The organism is uncultured Porticoccus sp., assembly GCF_963975625.1.
Lineage (GTDB): Bacteria > Pseudomonadota > Gammaproteobacteria > Pseudomonadales > Porticoccaceae > Porticoccus.
This window is the reverse complement of record NZ_CAXBHS010000004.1, coordinates 40961-56825: the sequence shown is the minus strand read 5'-3', so window position 1 is coordinate 56825 and position 15865 is coordinate 40961. Positions and strand designations below refer to the sequence as shown.

The following is a 15865-nucleotide window of genomic DNA, read 5'->3' as shown; positions in this document are numbered from 1 at the left end:
AGTACAGGATTTCACATGGATTCTGACACATTAACTATTGACCTTCTTCTCAAAGAGTATCCAAATCTCGGTATCAGCCAATCGGCAATCATAATCTGACTTGGGCATTGAACAGATCCATGGAGTGGGTAGTCAGCTATGACAGCCCTAGGCTGTCAACAAGTTTGACACGGGAATAAACACGCTCAATGCTTGCTTTCCCACCCCGAGTTCACCATGATTTCCGGTTTTCTATCTGGATATCTGTTGAATGCAATACATCTCGATCCGTGGCGCACGAACCCACAATCTCAAGGCCGTTGATCTCGATCTGCCCCGCGACAAGCTGATCGTGGTGACCGGACTGTCCGGCTCCGGCAAATCATCCCTGGCCTTTGACACTCTCTACGCGGAGGGCCAGCGTCGCTATGTGGAATCCCTGTCGGCGTATGCCCGGCAGTTCCTCTCGATGATGGAAAAGCCGGACGTCGAGCACATTGAGGGGCTTTCCCCCGCCATCTCCATCGAACAGAAGTCCACTTCACACAATCCCCGTTCCACCGTGGGCACGATCACCGAAATCCACGATTACCTGCGCCTACTCTTTGCGCGGGTTGGAGAACCCCGCTGTCCCGAACACGGCGAACCGCTGGCGGCGCAGACCATCAGTCAGATGGTGGATCAGGTGCTCGCCCTGCCCGACGAGAGCCGCCTGATGCTGTTGGCACCGATTATTCGCGGTCGCAAGGGGGAGCACATTCATGTGTTTCAAACCCTCAGGGCCCAGGGATTTATCCGGGTGCGGGTGGACGGCCTGGTGGTGGATCTCGACGATGTACCGGTTCTGGAAAAGAACAAGAAACACGATATCGAGGTGGTGGTTGACCGCTTCAAGGTCAAACCCGATCTGCAGCTGCGGCTGGCGGAATCATTTGAAACGGCACTGAATCTCTCGGAAGGCCTGGCCATCATCACCGGGATGGAGGGTGAGCAGCTCAAGGAACAGGTGTTTTCCTCCCGCTTTGCCTGCCCCGTCTGCAATTACAGCATCGACGAGCTGGAACCGCGGATGTTTTCCTTCAACAACCCCGCCGGGGCCTGCCCCGGTTGCGACGGCCTTGGCGTCAAACAATTCTTCGATATCGACCGGGTCGTGCAACACCCGGAGGTGTCCATTGCCGAGGGCGCGATTCGCAGCTGGGACCGCAAAAACCTGTTTTATTTCAACATGCTGACCTCGCTGGCTGACCATTACGGTTTCGATATCAACACGCCCTTTGAGCAGCTCAGCCCACAACAGCAGCAAGTGGTGCTGTTTGGCAGCGGTGAGGAAGTCGTCACCTTCAACTACGTGAATGACAAAGGTACCGTCTTCAAACGTGCCCATCATTTTGAGGGTATTGTCCCCAATATGGAGCGCCGCTACCGGGAGACCGAGTCGCAGATGGTGCGGGAGGATCTGGCAAAATACCTGAGCACCCAAAGCTGCCCCGAATGCAAGGGTGCCCGGTTGCGCAAATCGGCGCGGCATGTGTTTATCGACGAGAAGACCCTGCCAGAGGTGGGCAATATCCCCGTGGGCGAACTGACGGACTATTACGAGCAACTCAGCCTGTCCGGCAGCCGTGGTCAGATCGCCGAAAAAATTCTCAAGGAAATCCGTGACCGCCTGCGCTTTCTGGTGGATGTCGGCCTGAATTATCTGAATCTGAACCGCAGCGCCGAGACGCTATCCGGCGGGGAAGCACAACGGATTCGCCTGGCCAGCCAGATCGGTGCCGGTCTGGTGGGCGTCATGTACATTCTCGATGAACCGTCCATCGGTCTGCACCAGCGGGATAACGAGCGGCTGTTGGCCACACTTACCCGTCTGCGGGATCTGGGCAACACGGTGATCGTGGTCGAACACGACGAAGAGGCGATTCGGGCGGCCGACTATATTGTCGATATCGGTCCCGGCGCCGGGGTGCACGGCGGCGAGATTGTCGCCCGCGGCACCTACGAGGACATTATCAATGCACCGAACTCCCTGACCGGAGACTACCTGTCCGGGCGCAAGATGATTGCGGTTCCGGCCAACCGCACCAAAGCCGGCAGGCAGCAGCTGCGATTGCTGGGAGCGAGCGGTAACAACCTGCAACAGGTCGATCTGTCCCTGCCATTGGGCCTGTTTACCTGCATTACCGGGGTGTCTGGTTCTGGCAAATCAACCCTGATCAACGGCACCCTCTACCCCCTCGCCGCCACGGTGCTCAATAAAGCCACCACACTCAAGGCCGCCGCCCATCGGGACGTGGAGGGACTGGACCTGCTGGACAAATGCGTGGATATCGACCAGAGCCCCATTGGCCGCACCCCTCGCTCCAATCCCGCCACCTACACCGGCATTTTCACCCCCATCCGGGAGCTGTTTGCCGGCACTCAGGAAGCCCGCTCACGGGGCTACAAACCGGGCCGTTTCAGTTTCAATGTCAAGGGCGGTCGTTGCGAGGCCTGCCAGGGCGATGGTGTCACCAAAGTGGAAATGCATTTCCTGCCAGATATCTATGTGCCCTGCGATGTCTGCAAAGGGCAGCGCTATAACCGGGAGACGCTGGAAATTCGCTACAAAGGCAAAAATATCCACGAAGTGCTGGACATGACCGTGGAGGATGCCTGGGATTTCTTCGAGGCACTGCCCGCCATTGCCCGCAAACTGCAAACCCTGATCGACGTGGGACTGTCCTACATCCGGCTGGGACAGGCAGCCACCACCCTGTCCGGCGGCGAAGCCCAGCGGGTGAAGTTATCGCGCGAGCTGTCCAAGCGGGACACCGGCAACACCCTCTATATTCTCGACGAGCCCACCACTGGGCTGCATTTTCACGATATTCAGCAATTGCTGGCCGTACTGCACCGGCTGCGGGACCACGGCAATACCGTGGTGGTGATCGAGCACAACCTCGATGTGATCAAAACCGCCGATTGGGTAGTAGACTTAGGGCCGGAAGGTGGCTCGGGAGGCGGCCAGATTATCGCCACCGGTACACCGGAACAGGTGGCCACTATCGATCGATCCCACACCGGGCAATTCCTGCGCAAACTGTTGGACAGTTAGGCTTTCTGTCATCGGGCAACCCCGTGCAGGCACCACTAGCAGTCATTTTTTTCTGTTGGGGTATTGTTATTTCAGCGAACATCGCTAAGATACTGTATAAATATACAGCCTGGAAGAATACCCATGTTTTCATCAAGACTTGTCTACCAATTCCGCTCACGGATTCGACTGGCAAAGTATGCCAGTCACTATCAAAAAAACCGCAAGCTGTTTGGCTGTGATGCCCATCCGGTCACCCTGGGGCCAGAGCAGCTGAGTCGCTTTTTTGCCTTTGTCGCCAACAATGAACGACAGCAGTGCCGCTAAGCGGATGACTCGCTGTCGCGCAGGTTAGTCGGCAGAGATTCCTCCTCAGTGTCAGGAACACTGGCCGCCAGCGGCACCGAGGAGGAACGCAGGTGCAAGTCCCGTTGCGGGAAGGGTATCTCGATGTGGTTGTCAACCAGCGCCCGGTGAATTGCCAGCAGGTATTCTGACCTGACAAACCCGGCCCGCTTGATCATCTCCCCTCTCACCCAGACCGACAGAGAAAAATCCAGACTGCTGTCGCCAAAGCCCTTCATAATTACAAAAGTTTGACGATTATTACCTTCGTAAGTCAGTGGCACAGCCTTTGCGGCCGCCAGCACCACCGCCAGAACCTTGTCGGTATCTGAGCCGTAGGCCACACCAAAGGGAATACTAAAACGGCGCTCGTCGTCCTCCAGTGTCCAGTTATTCACCCGTCCATTAATAAACTCCGAGTTCGGCACCAGAATATCGGCATTGTCCAGAGTGCGGATCAGTGTGCTGCGGATATTGATCTGTCTGACTTCGCCGAAGAGGTCGGCTTCCAGTTCCACAAAGTCACCGACCCGCAGGGATTTTTCGAACAGAATGATGATCCCGGAAATAAAATTGTTGGCAATGTTCTGCAAGCCAAAACCAATCCCCACGCCCAGAGCACCAGCCACCAGCAACATCTTGTCAAGACTGAAACCGAGGCTGGACAGGCCCACCAGAAAACCTACCAGCAGGATGATGTAGCTGAGCAACTGGGTAAAGGTGTACAGCTGGCTGGGAGAAATGCGACTGCGGGCACCCACCAGACGGGTGAGAACACGGCTGATACGACGTGCCATCACCAGGGTCACGGTCATAATAAGGACAAACTGAACCACATCGGCCAGTGTGAGCACGTAGTCGCCGATTTCCAGCAGCCTGAATTGCAGCCATTCGTTTAATGCCTTCATCACAGCCCCTATAGCCAGTGTTTGCGTTTGAATACTACCAGCAGAACGATGGCGATCAGGGCCATTGCCCCGAGCAACACAAAATAACCATTTTCGGTGCCCAGCTCCGGCATGTTCTCAAAATTCATACCGTAAATACCTGCCAGGAAAGTCAACGGTACAAAAATCGCGGTGAGCACCGTGAGAATCTGTACTGTGCTGTTGAGATTGTGAGACGTCAGGGAAATGTAGCCATCCACCAGATCACTGGCCACCTCGTAATACATGGTGGACAGCGAGAACAAACGTTCGTATTTCTCGTAGACATCCAGCAACTGATGGCGGTACTCCCGGGACTCAGCGTCGAACAGTGGAGTATCCACCTCGCGCAACGCCTCAAAGACGCCCGCCAGATACCTGAACACCCGGCGCAGTTTGCGCAGCCGGGTGCGATGGGTGGTCAGCTCACGCATGGTCTGGTCGTCGGGATGCTCCTGCAGACCATCCTCGAGCTCCGACAGGGTCGGTTCAAACGCCAACAGCAGGTCGAGATAGCGCTGGGCCACGGTTTTGGAAACGGCCAGCGCCAGATGGATACCGCCAGCTGCCATGGTTCTGGACAACTGGTCTGCCCCCCACCAGTGATTGATACTGACCGACAGACCATCCCGCCGGGTCACCAGGAACCGCTCCCCGGCAAACATCGCTATCTGTATCCTGCCAAAATCTAGGGTCTGACTCTCCGCATCAAGCCCCTGCAAGATAATGAACAGGTGATCGTCAAACACCTCCAGCTTGGGCGGATGGCGTTGCCTTCTCGCGTCCGCAATCGCTAGGGGATGAATGCCAAACTGGCCAAACAGGGCTGCTTCTTCGCTCTCGGCTTCACCGTACAGGTCCAGCCATAAAAAACTTTTGTCGGACTGACGCCACTGATCAATCAGTTCGACACCACCCTGTTGCAGCTGGCCACTGTCATCCAGCAATGTGGTACGCAACATATCCCGCTCCCGCTTGGTTTCCCCGAGTATATGACAGCTTATTCTTTATTCTGTAAATTTTTAGCCAATGATACCTGCCAGGTGGCACGACTGTTAACATAGCCATTCACACTGGAAATTACCTATGGAAGTCTACCTGGTCGGCGGTGCCGTCCGCGACAAACTGCTCGGCTACCCGGTTCATGAAAGGGACTGGGTCGTGGTCGGTGGTACACCGGAAATACTGACAGCCCAGGGCTACCGCCCGGTGGGCAAGGATTTCCCGGTATTCCTGCACCCGCAGAGCAACGAGGAATACGCCCTCGCCCGCACCGAGCGAAAATCCGGCAGGGGCTATCAGGGATTTCAGTTCTGCACAGACCCCGATATTACTCTGGAAGAAGACCTCAGCCGCCGGGATCTCACCATCAATGCCATGGCGATGGATGGCAATGACAATCTGATTGACCCCTATGGCGGCCAGCGGGATTTGCAGCAACGGGTGTTGCGGCATGTCTCGCCAGCCTTTGCGGAAGATCCCCTGCGCGTCCTGCGGGTAGCGCGTTTTGCCGCACGGTACGCACACCTTGGTTTTACCGTTGCTCCGGAAACCCTGACATTGATGACGAACATCACCCACAGCGGCGAATTGCAGTATCTCTCCGCCGAGCGGGTCTGGATGGAAACGGAGCGCGCACTGGCTGAGCGATCGTCTCGAACCTACATTGACGTGCTCCGTCAGTGCGGTGCGCTCAAGGCGCTGTTTCCGGAAGTTGACGCCCTGTTCGGTGTACCGCAGCGGGCGGATTATCACCCCGAAATTGATACAGGGCTGCATGTCCTGATGGCACTGGATCAGGCAGCCATATTGAGCAACGACCCGGTTGTCCACTTCGCCGTACTGGTACATGATCTCGGCAAAGCCATAACCCCGGCAGAGGTGCTGCCCCGCCATATTGGTCACGAAGCCAGCGGTGTCAAACTGGTCAATCAACTTTGCGATCGAATGCGGGTTCCCAACCGGTTCCGCGAGCTGGCAGTGGCCGTGACGCGGCATCACCTCAACTGCCACAAGGCACCTCACCTGAAAGCTGCCACCACCCTGCGACTACTGCAAGAAATTGGCGCTTTGCGCGATCCTGTCAAGCTGAGCTGCTTCGTTCAATGCTGTGAAGCCGACGCCAGGGGTCGGCTGGGATTTGAACAACGGCCCTACACGCCCGGCGAGTGGTTACGCCGTGCCTGTGATGCGGTTCTGGAAGTAAGCGCCGGAGAATTTATACAACAGGGATTAAGCGGTAAACAGCTCGGAGAAGCTATCGAGCAACACCGACTGGCCATTCTCAACGATCTTAGGGAGCCGTGTCACAAATGAGCCAAGTTGTCCTGATAACCGGCGCAGCGCGTCGTATTGGTGCGGAAATCGCCCATACTTTTCACCATGCAGGATTTGATGTGGCACTCCACTGTCGCCACTCAGTCGATGACGCCAGTGTTCTGGCCCATGAGTTAAACAGCCAGCGAGAGGGCTCAGCCCATGTTTTTTCTGCAGCACTGGATGACATCGGAGCCGTGCGCAACCTCGCAACCAAAGTGATGAACTGGCAAGGTCGATTGGACGTGCTAATAAATAATGCTTCCAGTTTCTTTCCCACACCCCTTGAACAGGCATCGGAACAGCAGTGGAACCAGTTGATAGACAGTAACCTGAAAGGTGCTTTTTTTCTCTGCCAGAATCTCGCCGAACCACTCCGCGAACATAGCGGCAGCATTATCAATATTGCCGATATTTATGCTCGCAGCCCACTGGCGGGTTACAGCATTTACTGCATCTCCAAGGCAGGCAATGCCATGATGACCAAAGCATTGGCCGAAGAGCTAGCTCCTCAGGTTCGCGTCAACGGCATTGCCCCCGGGGTCATCCTCTGGCCACACCACGACGAACAGATGAGCGAAGACGTCAAGCAGCAGGTCATTCAGCATGTACCCTTGCGGCGGATCGGCCATCCCCGTGATATTGCAGGCATGGCCCTATTTCTGGCCACTGACGCCAGCTATATCACCGGACAGATCATTGCGGTAGACGGTGGCAGCCACCTCAGCCACTAATCGTTGATACAGATCAAATCGGTATCGATTTACCCTCGCCCTCTGGCTTGAAAAGCCTGAATACAGCACCCAATGTAATGAATAGAGGTCCAAAAATTGCCATTTGGACTATGCTTTTTGAGCAAGGCATAACGCACTGCTCAAGCCTGAAAAAACGGATTATTAATGGAGGTTTTCTCATGTCACTAATACCAAGAACGAGAGGGAGTTTCTTCGACATGGATCGTTTTTTTGACGACTTCTGGGCACCGGCACGCAGCAGTGAAGTGGATACACCCGGCTCATTCTTTTCACCCCGGGTAGATATCCTGGACAAGAGCGATCACTACGAAATCACGGCAGAAATGCCAGGTATCAAAAAAGAGGATATCAAGATCACCCTGGAAAACGGTGTGCTACGTCTGGAGGCAGAAACTACCCAGGAACAAAAGGAAGAAAAAGAGGGCAAGGTCATTCGCCAGGAACGCCGCTATGGCAGATATGTGCGCAGTTTTGATCTGGGCGGGGATGTGCACGAGGAAGACATCAAGGCCTCTTTCAAGGACGGGGTACTGAAACTGACTGCACCGAAAGTTGCCAAGGCAGAACCGGAGCAAAAGCGCATCAAGATCAAATAGAACAGACGTTACTTTCAACCCGGTGACCGAACCTTCAATCAATGACAATCAAGGTTCGGTTACTTTTTTACAAGGCCAGCCATGACCCCTGAACTTCAAGCCATCAAGCAACAATTGCACACCCGTCAGACGGAGCTCTTAGACCGTTTATCCAACCTCAAAACCGATATTTCCCAGGTTCACTCCAGGGATTGGGAAGAACAGGCTCAGGAGCGTGAGAACGACGAAGTCGTTGAAGCCCTCGGCAATGAAGCACGGCAGGAACTGTCTCTGGTCAATCGGGCACTTGAACGCATCGAATCCGGCACCTATAAACTTTGTGGCCAGTGCGGCGGGGAAATCTCACTGGAACGACTCCGGGCGGTTCCCTACACCAGCCGTTGTATCACCTGTGCTACCTGATCCGACAAATCGCCGACGTTAATCAGGAGACTCCGGCGCCGTCACCCATCAACCGCGACAACTCATCGCCCCGCCAGCAAAAGGATACGGGCCAGAGTGACTGCCGACACTGGTCATACCGGCCAGAATAGTTGCGCCAAAGCGTTTCATAACAGGTACCCAGCAACGGATGCTGGGCACCGGGGGCCAATTCTGCCAATGGCCAGAGGACAAAAGCGTTTTCCAGAATTTCACCACGTGGCAGTGTGACTCCGTCCACACTGCCGGTGAGATCGGCATAGGTCAGGATATCGATATCCAGCGTTCGGCTGCTGAAGCGTGCACAATGGGGTTGGCGACCGTGGCGATACTCCAGCGCCTTCAGATACCCGGACAGCTCACCGACGGACAGCTCCGTGCAGAACCCCACCACCAGATTGTAAAAATTATCACCGACAAAGCCCACGGACTCACTTTCATAGACAGAAGAGATCTCCAGCTCGCCAAACTGATCCGCCAGGGCATCCAGCGCAGCCACAATGTAGTGGTCCCGATCAATATTACTGCCAAGACTGAGATAGACCTGTGCCGGCATCAGTGACGTGCACCCCGCTCAATCAAAACACCCACGTCATCTGCCTCGGCAATGGCGCCTGGCTTGCCGATACGCAAACGCAGCCAGGGCACCGAAAACTCCGTCCGCACAATCGTCGCCACCTGCTCCGCCATGGTTTCCAGCAGCAGAAATTCGCTGCCGCCGATAAACGCAGTCAGCCGGTCTGCCACGGCCTTGTAATCAAGGGCGTACTGAATGTCGTCGGTATCGGCCGCTCTGCTGATATCCGCGCCCATCTCCAGATCAAGGCTGACGATCTGGCGCACCTGCCGCTCCCAGTCATAAACGCCGATAATGGTGGCAATGCACAGGTTCCGAATATAGACAATATCCATCGATATCACTCCACAGCCAGCGCGGGCAGCGTATCCATTGGCCAGCGCGGCAACGCGCGAATAGCCAGGTCCTCCTGTTGCCCCGCCATCAGCCGACAACACCCGGCATAGGCAATCATGGCACCGTTATCGGTGCAAAATTCGTGGCGAGCGTAGAAAACCCGGCCATTGACCCTGGCAAGACTGGCACCCAGTTTTTCGCGCAAACGGCTATTGGCCGAGACACCCCCGGCAATCACCAGTGTGGTCAAACCGGTCTGCTCCAACGCTCTGCGGCATTTGATCGCCAGTGTATCCACCACCGCCTCCTGAAAAGCACAGGCGATATCAGCCATGGTCTGCTGATCCGGCAGCACATCCTCACCTCTATGTTCGGCAATGGTGTTCAGGGTATAGGTTTTCAGTCCGGAGAAACTGAAGTCCAGCCCGGGGCGATCCGTCATGGGGCGGGGAAAGTGAAACCTTGTCACATCACCCTCCAGGGCAAGCCGGGCGATTTCAGGCCCTCCCGGGTAGTCCAGGTCGAGCATTTTCGCTGCTTTGTCAAAGGCTTCACCCGCTGCATCATCCACAGACTCGCCGAGAATCCGGTACTGACCAATAGCCTGCACCTCGATCAATTGAGTATGGCCACCGGACACCAGCAATGCCACGAAAGGAAAGTCGGGAGGATCTGCTTCCAGCATCGGGGCCAGCAAATGGCCTTCCATGTGATGCACACCGATGGCTGGTATCTGCCAGGCATACGCCAGCGCACGTCCCAGACTGGCACCCACCATCAGGGCGCCGATCAGTCCGGGGCCAGCCGTGTAGGCTACACCGTCGATGTCGTTGGCCGACAGGTTGGATTCAGCCATCACCTGTCTGATCAACGGCAACAGCTTTCGCACATGGTCTCGAGAAGCCAGTTCGGGAACGACACCGCCATACTCTGCGTGAACGGCCACCTGACTGTACAGAACGTGGGTCAGCAGGCCGCGTTCACTGTCGTAAACAGCCACACCGGTCTCATCACAGGATGTTTCTATTCCCAGTACTCGCACCGCCGCTTATCCCCTGTTCGGAAACGCGCAATCATACGCCAAAAAAGTCGCCAATTCATGCAGTTAGCCCATCCGACCAGCGGCCAGATAAAGTTTTGCAACCATTGCGGGAAGTGTATAGAATACGCGCCCTTGAACGTTGCACCTTTTTATCGGGTACAACACGACCAATGAACAGAACAGGATAGAGGTTACATGCCCTTCGTTCGAATTAAAGAAAACGAACCCTTTGATGTGGCTCTGCGCCGCTTCAAACGCTCATGTGAAAAAGCCGGTGTGCTGGCAGAAGTGCGCCGCCGTGAATTTTTTGAAAAGCCCACTTGGGAGCGCAAGCGCAAGGCAGCTGCCGCAGTAAAACGCCACGCCAAGAAGCAGTCTCGCGAAACAAAGAAATTCCAGCGTCTGTACTGATCTGATTCCGATTAGTCAGAACTGAATAGCTATCCATCAAGCGCCGCAATGTCGGCGCTTTTTGCGTTTGAGGAACAGATCATGAGCCATACCCTGAAAAAGCAGATAACCGAGGCAATGAAAGAGGCCATGCGCGCCAAGGCCAAGGAAAGGCTGGGCGCAATCCGGTTGATTCTGTCGGAGCTGAAACGCATTGAAGTGGACGAACGTATCGAGCTGGACGACGCCAGAGTATTGGCGGTACTCGACAAAATGGTAAAACAGCGCCGTGATTCCATCACCCAGTATGAAAACGCCGACCGTTCTGAACTGGCCGAAAAGGAACAGGCAGAAATTGAGGTCATTCAGGCATTTCTACCCGCCCCGCTCAGCGACGCAGAGCTGGCCGACATGGTCACTGCCGTGATTGCAGAAAGCGGTGCTGAGTCCATGCGTGATATGGGAAAAGTCATGGCCATACTCAAACCCCAGATCCAGGGCAGAGCGGATGTCGGTGCTGTGAGCGGCCTGGTAAAGGCAAAATTAGGCTAGATAGGGATCAATATTGCCGCTAAGCTGTAAAGTTCATTCTGGTCGGCCAACGGATAAAAATGCATGTATTTCGGCCAGGCCAGTGTTTATTAACTGACCACTGATATTTTCTATGGCCGGCAAGATTCCTCAAACCTTTATCGACGACCTGCTGGATCGCGTCGATATTGTAGATGTCGTCGGCAGTCGGGTTGACCTGCGAAAATCCGGTAAAAACCACTCAGCCCGCTGCCCCTTCCACGATGAAAAAACCCCTTCGTTTACAGTAAGCCAGGACAAACAGTTCTATTACTGTTTTGGTTGCGGCGCCGGTGGCAATGCCATTGGCTTTGTCATGGATTTTGACAGAATTTCATTCCCGGAAGCCGTTGAAACCCTCGCCAAACAGACTGGTCTGGACGTTCCCCGCGAAGCCGGGCCCAGCGATGCTGCGACCGAACGACGCAAGGCGCTCTATCACACCGTTGAGCAGGCGGACCGTTTTTTCCGCAACGCCCTGCGACACCATCACTTCGCTTTTGAAGCCGTTTATTATCTGAAGTCCCGCGGCGTTTCCGGAGAGACCGCCCGCAAGTTCGGCATCGGCTTTGCGCCGCCCGGCTGGGACAACATGCTCAACCACATGGGTCACACTGATCACGATATCAAACTGCTGAAAGAGAGCGGTATGGTCATCAACCAGCTGGAGAAGCACAAGGTTTACGACCGTTTCCGCCACCGCATCATGTTTCCTATCCGGGATATCCGCGGTCGTACCATCGGTTTTGGTGGCCGCGTCCTGACAGATGAAAAACCCAAGTATTTGAACACACCCGAAACACCATTGTTTCACAAGGGCCGGGAGCTTTACGGTCTCTACGAGGCGAACAAGGAACTGCGTGAGATCCCCTTTATGCTCGTGGTAGAAGGGTATATGGACGTGGTCATGCTTTTTGAGCACGGCATCTTCAATGTGGTCGCCACACTCGGCACTTCGGCGTCCACCGACCACCTGGAAAAATTGTTCCGCTACACACCCGAAGTGGTGTTCTGTTTTGACGGTGACGCGGCTGGCAACGGTGCGGCCAGCCGGGCACTGGATACCTGTCTGCCATTGATGATTGACGGACGCTCGGCACGGTTCATGTTCCTGGAGAGTGGCGAAGACCCCGATTCTACGGTGCGACAGATTGGTCCGGATAAATTTCTTGAAACCGTGCAGTCGGCCACCCCTATCTCCGAGTTCCTTATGGAGACCATGGCGCTGGGCCTCAACACCGATAGCCCCGATAATCGGGCAAGGATGTGGAAACAGGCCGCGCCGATGATCAAACGCATGCCGCGCGGCGTCTTCCGCGAACTGATGCTGAGGGCAGTCGCCGACAAAATTGGTCTGGATATCGCCACACTGGGCGATTATATGGAGCCGGATGAACCTCAAGGCAAACCGGTATACCAGCCGCCACAACCGGATTGGGAGCACCCCGTTTACCCTGAGGAAGAACCTGCATCCCGCAGCAACAGCAACCAGTCGGTTCAGACCGGCCACCAGAAACGAATCAAAATGCCGCCTGCGCACACGCTGATCGCCCTACTGGCCAACCATCCAGAATTGGCAAAATTGGTCACGGATTTGGACACCCTGCGCAAACTCGATATCGAAGGATTGGATATTTTAGTGCCACTGGTCGAACTCATCCTTGAAAACCCGGGGTATAGCCTCAATCATATACTGGGTTACTGGCGGGGAATGCATGACCCCGCCCAAGCGGATCGACTGGCCAAAATTGCCGCCACCGATCTGCTCAGGCCCGTGGCAAACAGCCTCAGGGACAATGAAAAAGAGTTTCAGGAGATTCAGAATCAGCTACTTCGCCAGTCGATTCTGAAACTTGAACCACTGCAGGTGATTCAGTTCCTGGCGACCAGAGAAACCGTCGATGACCACGACCTAAAGCAGCTGAATAATGCCTGGTCGAAACTGCCATCGGATCAACGGACAGATGAGGTAAAAGCGCTTTTTAATCAAGTCCTTGCAAAATCGAAGCCAAGATAACCGACAGCTGGCTAATTGCAGCTATACCGAAAATCAGGTAAGACAGCGCCGGATTATTGCCGTATAATCCGGCGTCCTATTTTGCCCCAACGTGACAGCAGATCGTATATGAGTGGTAACGCACAGCATCAATCCCGGATCAAGGAACTAATTGCCCGCGGACGCGAACAGGGTTATTTGACCTATGCCGAAGTCAATGACCATTTACCTGAGGATATTTCCGATCCAGATCAGGTAGAAGATATCATTCAGATGATCAACGACATGGGGATCAGCGTTTACGAAACCGCACCCGATGCCGAGCAGCTACTGATCGCCTCCGGTGACTCCACCACCGATGAAATCGCCGCTGCCGAAGCCGCAGCAGCGCTGGCGGCTGTCGAGACAGAACAACACCGCACCACCGACCCGGTTCGTATGTACATGCGTGAAATGGGTTCGGTGGAGCTACTCACTCGCGAAGGCGAAATAGAAATCGCCAAGCGTATCGAGGAAGGCGTCCGGGAACTCATGGCAGCCCTTGCCGAATGGCCCGCCGCTGTAGACCACCTCCTCGCTGAATACGACCTGATTGAAACCGAGGAACGCAAACTCAGCGATGTGTTAATCGGTTATCTGAATCCGATGGACCACGTTCCCTCCGCCCTCGCCCAGGCCGAAGCGGCCAAAAACAAGGAAGAGGAAGACGAAGACGAAGATGAGGCGGAAGACACGGGTCTCGACCCCATCGAAGCCAAAGAGCGTTTTGACACCCTGCGGCAGCTGAACAACAAAGCCAAAAAGGCGATCAGTCGTTATGGCGTGGCCCATAAAAGCACCCAGCAGCACCTGTCTGCACTGGGCGAACACTTTAAGTTCCTGAAACTGGCACCCCGCCAATTCGAACCCATGGCAGAGGCAGTTCGCGAAGCCCTGAGTCTTATTCGTGCGGAAGAGCGCACTGTTATGGCGCTCTGTATTCGCCAGGCAAAAATGCCGCGCACCGACTTTATCGGCCTGTTTCCCGGCCACGAAACCGATGAAAGCTGGGCCACCGGACTGGCCAAAGGCAAGGAACCCTATGCCGCTGCAATCGCCGTGGTAGAACCGGACATTCAGCGGTCCCAGCGCCGACTGATGCAGCTGGAAGAAAAAACCGGCCTGACCATCAGCCAGATCAAGGACATCAACCGCCGCATGTCAATCGGTGAGGCCAAGGCTCGTCGCGCCAAAAAAGAAATGGTGGAAGCCAACCTGCGTCTGGTAATTTCGATTGCCAAGAAATACACCAACCGTGGCCTGCAATTCCTCGACCTGATTCAGGAAGGCAACATCGGCCTGATGAAGGCGGTGGACAAGTTTGAATACCGCCGCGGCTACAAATTCTCGACCTATGCCACCTGGTGGATCCGTCAGGCCATCACCCGCTCCATCGCCGACCAGGCGCGCACCATCCGTATTCCGGTACATATGATTGAAACCATCAACAAACTCAATCGTATCTCCCGTCAGATGCTGCAGGAAATGGGCCGCGAACCCACGCCGGAAGAACTCGGCGAAAGAATGGAAATGCCCGAGGACAAAATCCGCAAGGTGCTAAAAATCGCCAAAGAACCGATCTCCATGGAGACACCCATTGGCGATGATGAAGACTCCCACCTAGGCGATTTTATCGAGGACGTAAACATCATGTCCCCGGTGGATTCCGCCACCACAGAGAGCCTTACTGAGTCCACCCGTGACGTCCTCAACAACCTGACAGCCCGGGAAGCCAAAGTCTTGCGGATGCGGTTTGGTATCGACATGAACACCGACCACACCCTCGAAGAAGTGGGCAAACAATTTGATGTGACCCGTGAGCGGATCCGACAGATCGAAGCCAAAGCGCTGCGAAAACTGCGGCACCCCACTCGCTCCGATCACTTGCGCAGCTTCCTGGACGAATAACCCGTTGCTGAAATAATCCCTGCCGGGGCGGTTACAGAACCCCCGCTCCGGCAGCGCAAGGCAAGACGCGAACGAATACCCTGGACAGCAATGACATATATACTGCTATCCTTGCCTCTCAAAGGGCCTTTAGCTCAGTTGGTTAGAGCAGTCGACTCATAATCGATTGGTCGCTGGTTCAAGTCCAGCAAGGCCCACCATTCTTTTTATAATTCATAGACTCGCTATAAGCTGAGCATCCGACTCTATGAACAGAGCGGATGGCCTTTTTTGTGCCTGTCGTTTATTCAGGATAAGATGCCTTCTCTTCTGCTTTTGGATTACCAGAAAATTCTAATTTTTAGGACTATTTTTTCGTGGGGAGGTAGTGGTCGCGTACACAGCGATATCAGTCCGAGAGCCGGTGCCTCATAAATAGGCAAATAGCTAACAAACGGGTCAAGTTAGTTCGTATCATTCACTGGGACGCGCCCCTTACTTAAAGCGTTACGAGAAAAATTAAAGGGGTAGGTTGGGGTATTCATCATAGGGAAAGCTAACGATAGCCGCCGCGCACTCTAGATTTTCCCATCGACATTTGAATATTTATGGTCA

15 protein-coding genes and 1 tRNA gene are annotated in these 15865 nt (G+C 54.9%); 11 read left to right on the top strand and 5 right to left on the bottom strand.

Annotated elements, in window-relative coordinates; genetic code table 11:
- Positions 1-250: 250 nt before the first annotated feature.
- Entirely contained in the window at positions 251-3076 is a 2826-nt protein-coding gene (gene uvrA, locus AACZ64_RS05150; RefSeq protein ID WP_293614160.1) for an excinuclease ABC subunit UvrA, read from the top strand.
- Between the two features lie 123 nt (positions 3077-3199).
- Positions 3200-3382, top strand: a complete 183-nt coding sequence (locus AACZ64_RS05145; RefSeq protein WP_036859744.1) for a hypothetical protein — start codon at positions 3200-3202, stop codon at positions 3380-3382.
- On the opposite strand, the gene AACZ64_RS05140 is transcribed toward AACZ64_RS05145, so the two are convergent.
- Both AACZ64_RS05140 and AACZ64_RS05135 read right to left on the bottom strand, forming a co-directional pair.
- The gene (locus AACZ64_RS05140) at positions 3379-4308 is read right to left on the bottom strand and encodes a mechanosensitive ion channel domain-containing protein (protein WP_081890856.1); all 930 of its coding nucleotides are present in this window, start codon (positions 4306-4308) and stop codon (positions 3379-3381) included. The genes AACZ64_RS05145 and AACZ64_RS05140 overlap by 4 nt on opposite strands.
- 8 nt (positions 4309-4316) lie before the next feature.
- Positions 4317-5288 carry a magnesium transporter CorA family protein gene (locus tag AACZ64_RS05135; RefSeq protein WP_036859743.1) on the bottom strand — a complete coding sequence of 324 codons (972 nt, stop codon included), beginning with the start codon at positions 5286-5288 and terminating at the stop codon, positions 4317-4319.
- A gap of 124 nt (positions 5289-5412) precedes the next feature.
- Between AACZ64_RS05135 and AACZ64_RS05130 the strand changes: the two genes are divergently transcribed.
- The 4 genes from AACZ64_RS05130 to AACZ64_RS05115 all read left to right on the top strand — a co-directional run bounded on the left by AACZ64_RS05130 (position 5413) and on the right by AACZ64_RS05115 (position 8395).
- Positions 5413-6642 (top strand): multifunctional CCA addition/repair protein, encoded by a 1230-nt coding sequence (locus tag AACZ64_RS05130; RefSeq protein ID WP_293614161.1) that lies wholly within the window; start codon positions 5413-5415, stop codon positions 6640-6642.
- Positions 6639-7376, top strand: coding sequence for a pteridine reductase (locus tag AACZ64_RS05125; RefSeq protein WP_293614162.1), 738 nt, complete (start codon positions 6639-6641; stop codon positions 7374-7376). The genes AACZ64_RS05130 and AACZ64_RS05125 overlap by 4 nt, the downstream gene beginning before the upstream one ends.
- A gap of 218 nt (positions 7377-7594) precedes the next feature.
- Positions 7595-7993: an Hsp20/alpha crystallin family protein gene (locus AACZ64_RS05120; protein WP_293614163.1), complete on the top strand. Its 399-nt coding sequence runs from the start codon at positions 7595-7597 to the stop codon at positions 7991-7993.
- Positions 7994-8074: 81 nt separating this feature from the next.
- On the top strand, positions 8075-8395 hold the full coding sequence (locus tag AACZ64_RS05115; RefSeq protein WP_293614164.1) for a TraR/DksA C4-type zinc finger protein: 321 nt from the start codon (positions 8075-8077) through the stop codon (positions 8393-8395).
- A gap of 22 nt (positions 8396-8417) precedes the next feature.
- On the opposite strand, the gene folK is transcribed toward AACZ64_RS05115, so the two are convergent.
- The 3 genes from folK to tsaD are packed head-to-tail and all read right to left on the bottom strand — an operon-like array spanning position 8418 to position 10368.
- Positions 8418-8969, bottom strand: coding sequence for a 2-amino-4-hydroxy-6-hydroxymethyldihydropteridine diphosphokinase (folK, locus tag AACZ64_RS05110; RefSeq protein ID WP_293614165.1), 552 nt, complete (start codon positions 8967-8969; stop codon positions 8418-8420).
- Positions 8969-9325, bottom strand: a complete 357-nt coding sequence (folB, locus tag AACZ64_RS05105; RefSeq protein ID WP_293614166.1) for a dihydroneopterin aldolase — start codon at positions 9323-9325, stop codon at positions 8969-8971. Before folB ends, folK begins: the two co-directional genes overlap by 1 nt.
- Positions 9326-9330: 5 nt before the next feature.
- A complete protein-coding gene (gene tsaD, locus AACZ64_RS05100) occupies positions 9331-10368 on the bottom strand; it encodes a tRNA (adenosine(37)-N6)-threonylcarbamoyltransferase complex transferase subunit TsaD (protein ID WP_036859729.1) in 1038 nt (345 codons plus the stop codon).
- A 195-nt stretch (positions 10369-10563) separates the two neighbouring features.
- Between tsaD and rpsU the strand changes: the two genes are divergently transcribed.
- From rpsU to AACZ64_RS05075, 5 genes are all read left to right on the top strand, one after another.
- Positions 10564-10779, top strand: a complete 216-nt coding sequence (rpsU, locus tag AACZ64_RS05095) for a 30S ribosomal protein S21 (protein WP_036859726.1) — start codon at positions 10564-10566, stop codon at positions 10777-10779.
- A gap of 81 nt (positions 10780-10860) precedes the next feature.
- The gene (locus AACZ64_RS05090; RefSeq protein WP_293614167.1) at positions 10861-11310 is read left to right on the top strand and encodes a GatB/YqeY domain-containing protein; all 450 of its coding nucleotides are present in this window, start codon (positions 10861-10863) and stop codon (positions 11308-11310) included.
- 112 nt (positions 11311-11422) lie between these two features.
- Positions 11423-13345 (top strand): DNA primase, encoded by a 1923-nt coding sequence (gene dnaG, locus AACZ64_RS05085; RefSeq protein ID WP_293614168.1) that lies wholly within the window; start codon positions 11423-11425, stop codon positions 13343-13345.
- Positions 13346-13453: 108 nt separating this feature from the next.
- Complete coding sequence (gene rpoD, locus AACZ64_RS05080; protein WP_293614169.1) at positions 13454-15271, top strand: RNA polymerase sigma factor RpoD; 1818 nt, start codon at positions 13454-13456, stop codon at positions 15269-15271.
- Between the two features lie 123 nt (positions 15272-15394).
- Positions 15395-15471 (top strand) — tRNA-Ile (locus AACZ64_RS05075).
- Positions 15472-15865: the final 394 nt, after the last annotated feature.

Excerpts from the sequence above, each read along its gene's own strand:
- uvrA (WP_293614160.1), top strand. The coding sequence starts at position 251 with ATGCAATACATCTCGATCCGTGGCGCACGAACCCACAATCTCAAGGCC.
- AACZ64_RS05145 (WP_036859744.1), top strand. The coding sequence starts at position 3,200 with ATGTTTTCATCAAGACTTGTCTACCAATTCCGCTCACGGATTCGACTG.
- AACZ64_RS05140 (WP_081890856.1), bottom strand. The coding sequence starts at position 4,308 with ATGAAGGCATTAAACGAATGGCTGCAATTCAGGCTGCTGGAAATCGGC.
- AACZ64_RS05135 (WP_036859743.1), bottom strand. The coding sequence starts at position 5,288 with ATGTTGCGTACCACATTGCTGGATGACAGTGGCCAGCTGCAACAGGGT.
- AACZ64_RS05130 (WP_293614161.1), top strand. The coding sequence starts at position 5,413 with ATGGAAGTCTACCTGGTCGGCGGTGCCGTCCGCGACAAACTGCTCGGC.
- AACZ64_RS05125 (WP_293614162.1), top strand. The coding sequence starts at position 6,639 with ATGAGCCAAGTTGTCCTGATAACCGGCGCAGCGCGTCGTATTGGTGCG.
- AACZ64_RS05120 (WP_293614163.1), top strand. The coding sequence starts at position 7,595 with ATGGATCGTTTTTTTGACGACTTCTGGGCACCGGCACGCAGCAGTGAA.
- AACZ64_RS05115 (WP_293614164.1), top strand. The coding sequence starts at position 8,075 with ATGACCCCTGAACTTCAAGCCATCAAGCAACAATTGCACACCCGTCAG.
- folK (WP_293614165.1), bottom strand. The coding sequence starts at position 8,969 with ATGCCGGCACAGGTCTATCTCAGTCTTGGCAGTAATATTGATCGGGAC.
- folB (WP_293614166.1), bottom strand. The coding sequence starts at position 9,325 with ATGGATATTGTCTATATTCGGAACCTGTGCATTGCCACCATTATCGGC.
- rpsU (WP_036859726.1), top strand. The coding sequence starts at position 10,564 with ATGCCCTTCGTTCGAATTAAAGAAAACGAACCCTTTGATGTGGCTCTG.
- AACZ64_RS05090 (WP_293614167.1), top strand. The coding sequence starts at position 10,861 with ATGAGCCATACCCTGAAAAAGCAGATAACCGAGGCAATGAAAGAGGCC.
- dnaG (WP_293614168.1), top strand. The coding sequence starts at position 11,423 with ATGGCCGGCAAGATTCCTCAAACCTTTATCGACGACCTGCTGGATCGC.
- rpoD (WP_293614169.1), top strand. The coding sequence starts at position 13,454 with ATGAGTGGTAACGCACAGCATCAATCCCGGATCAAGGAACTAATTGCC.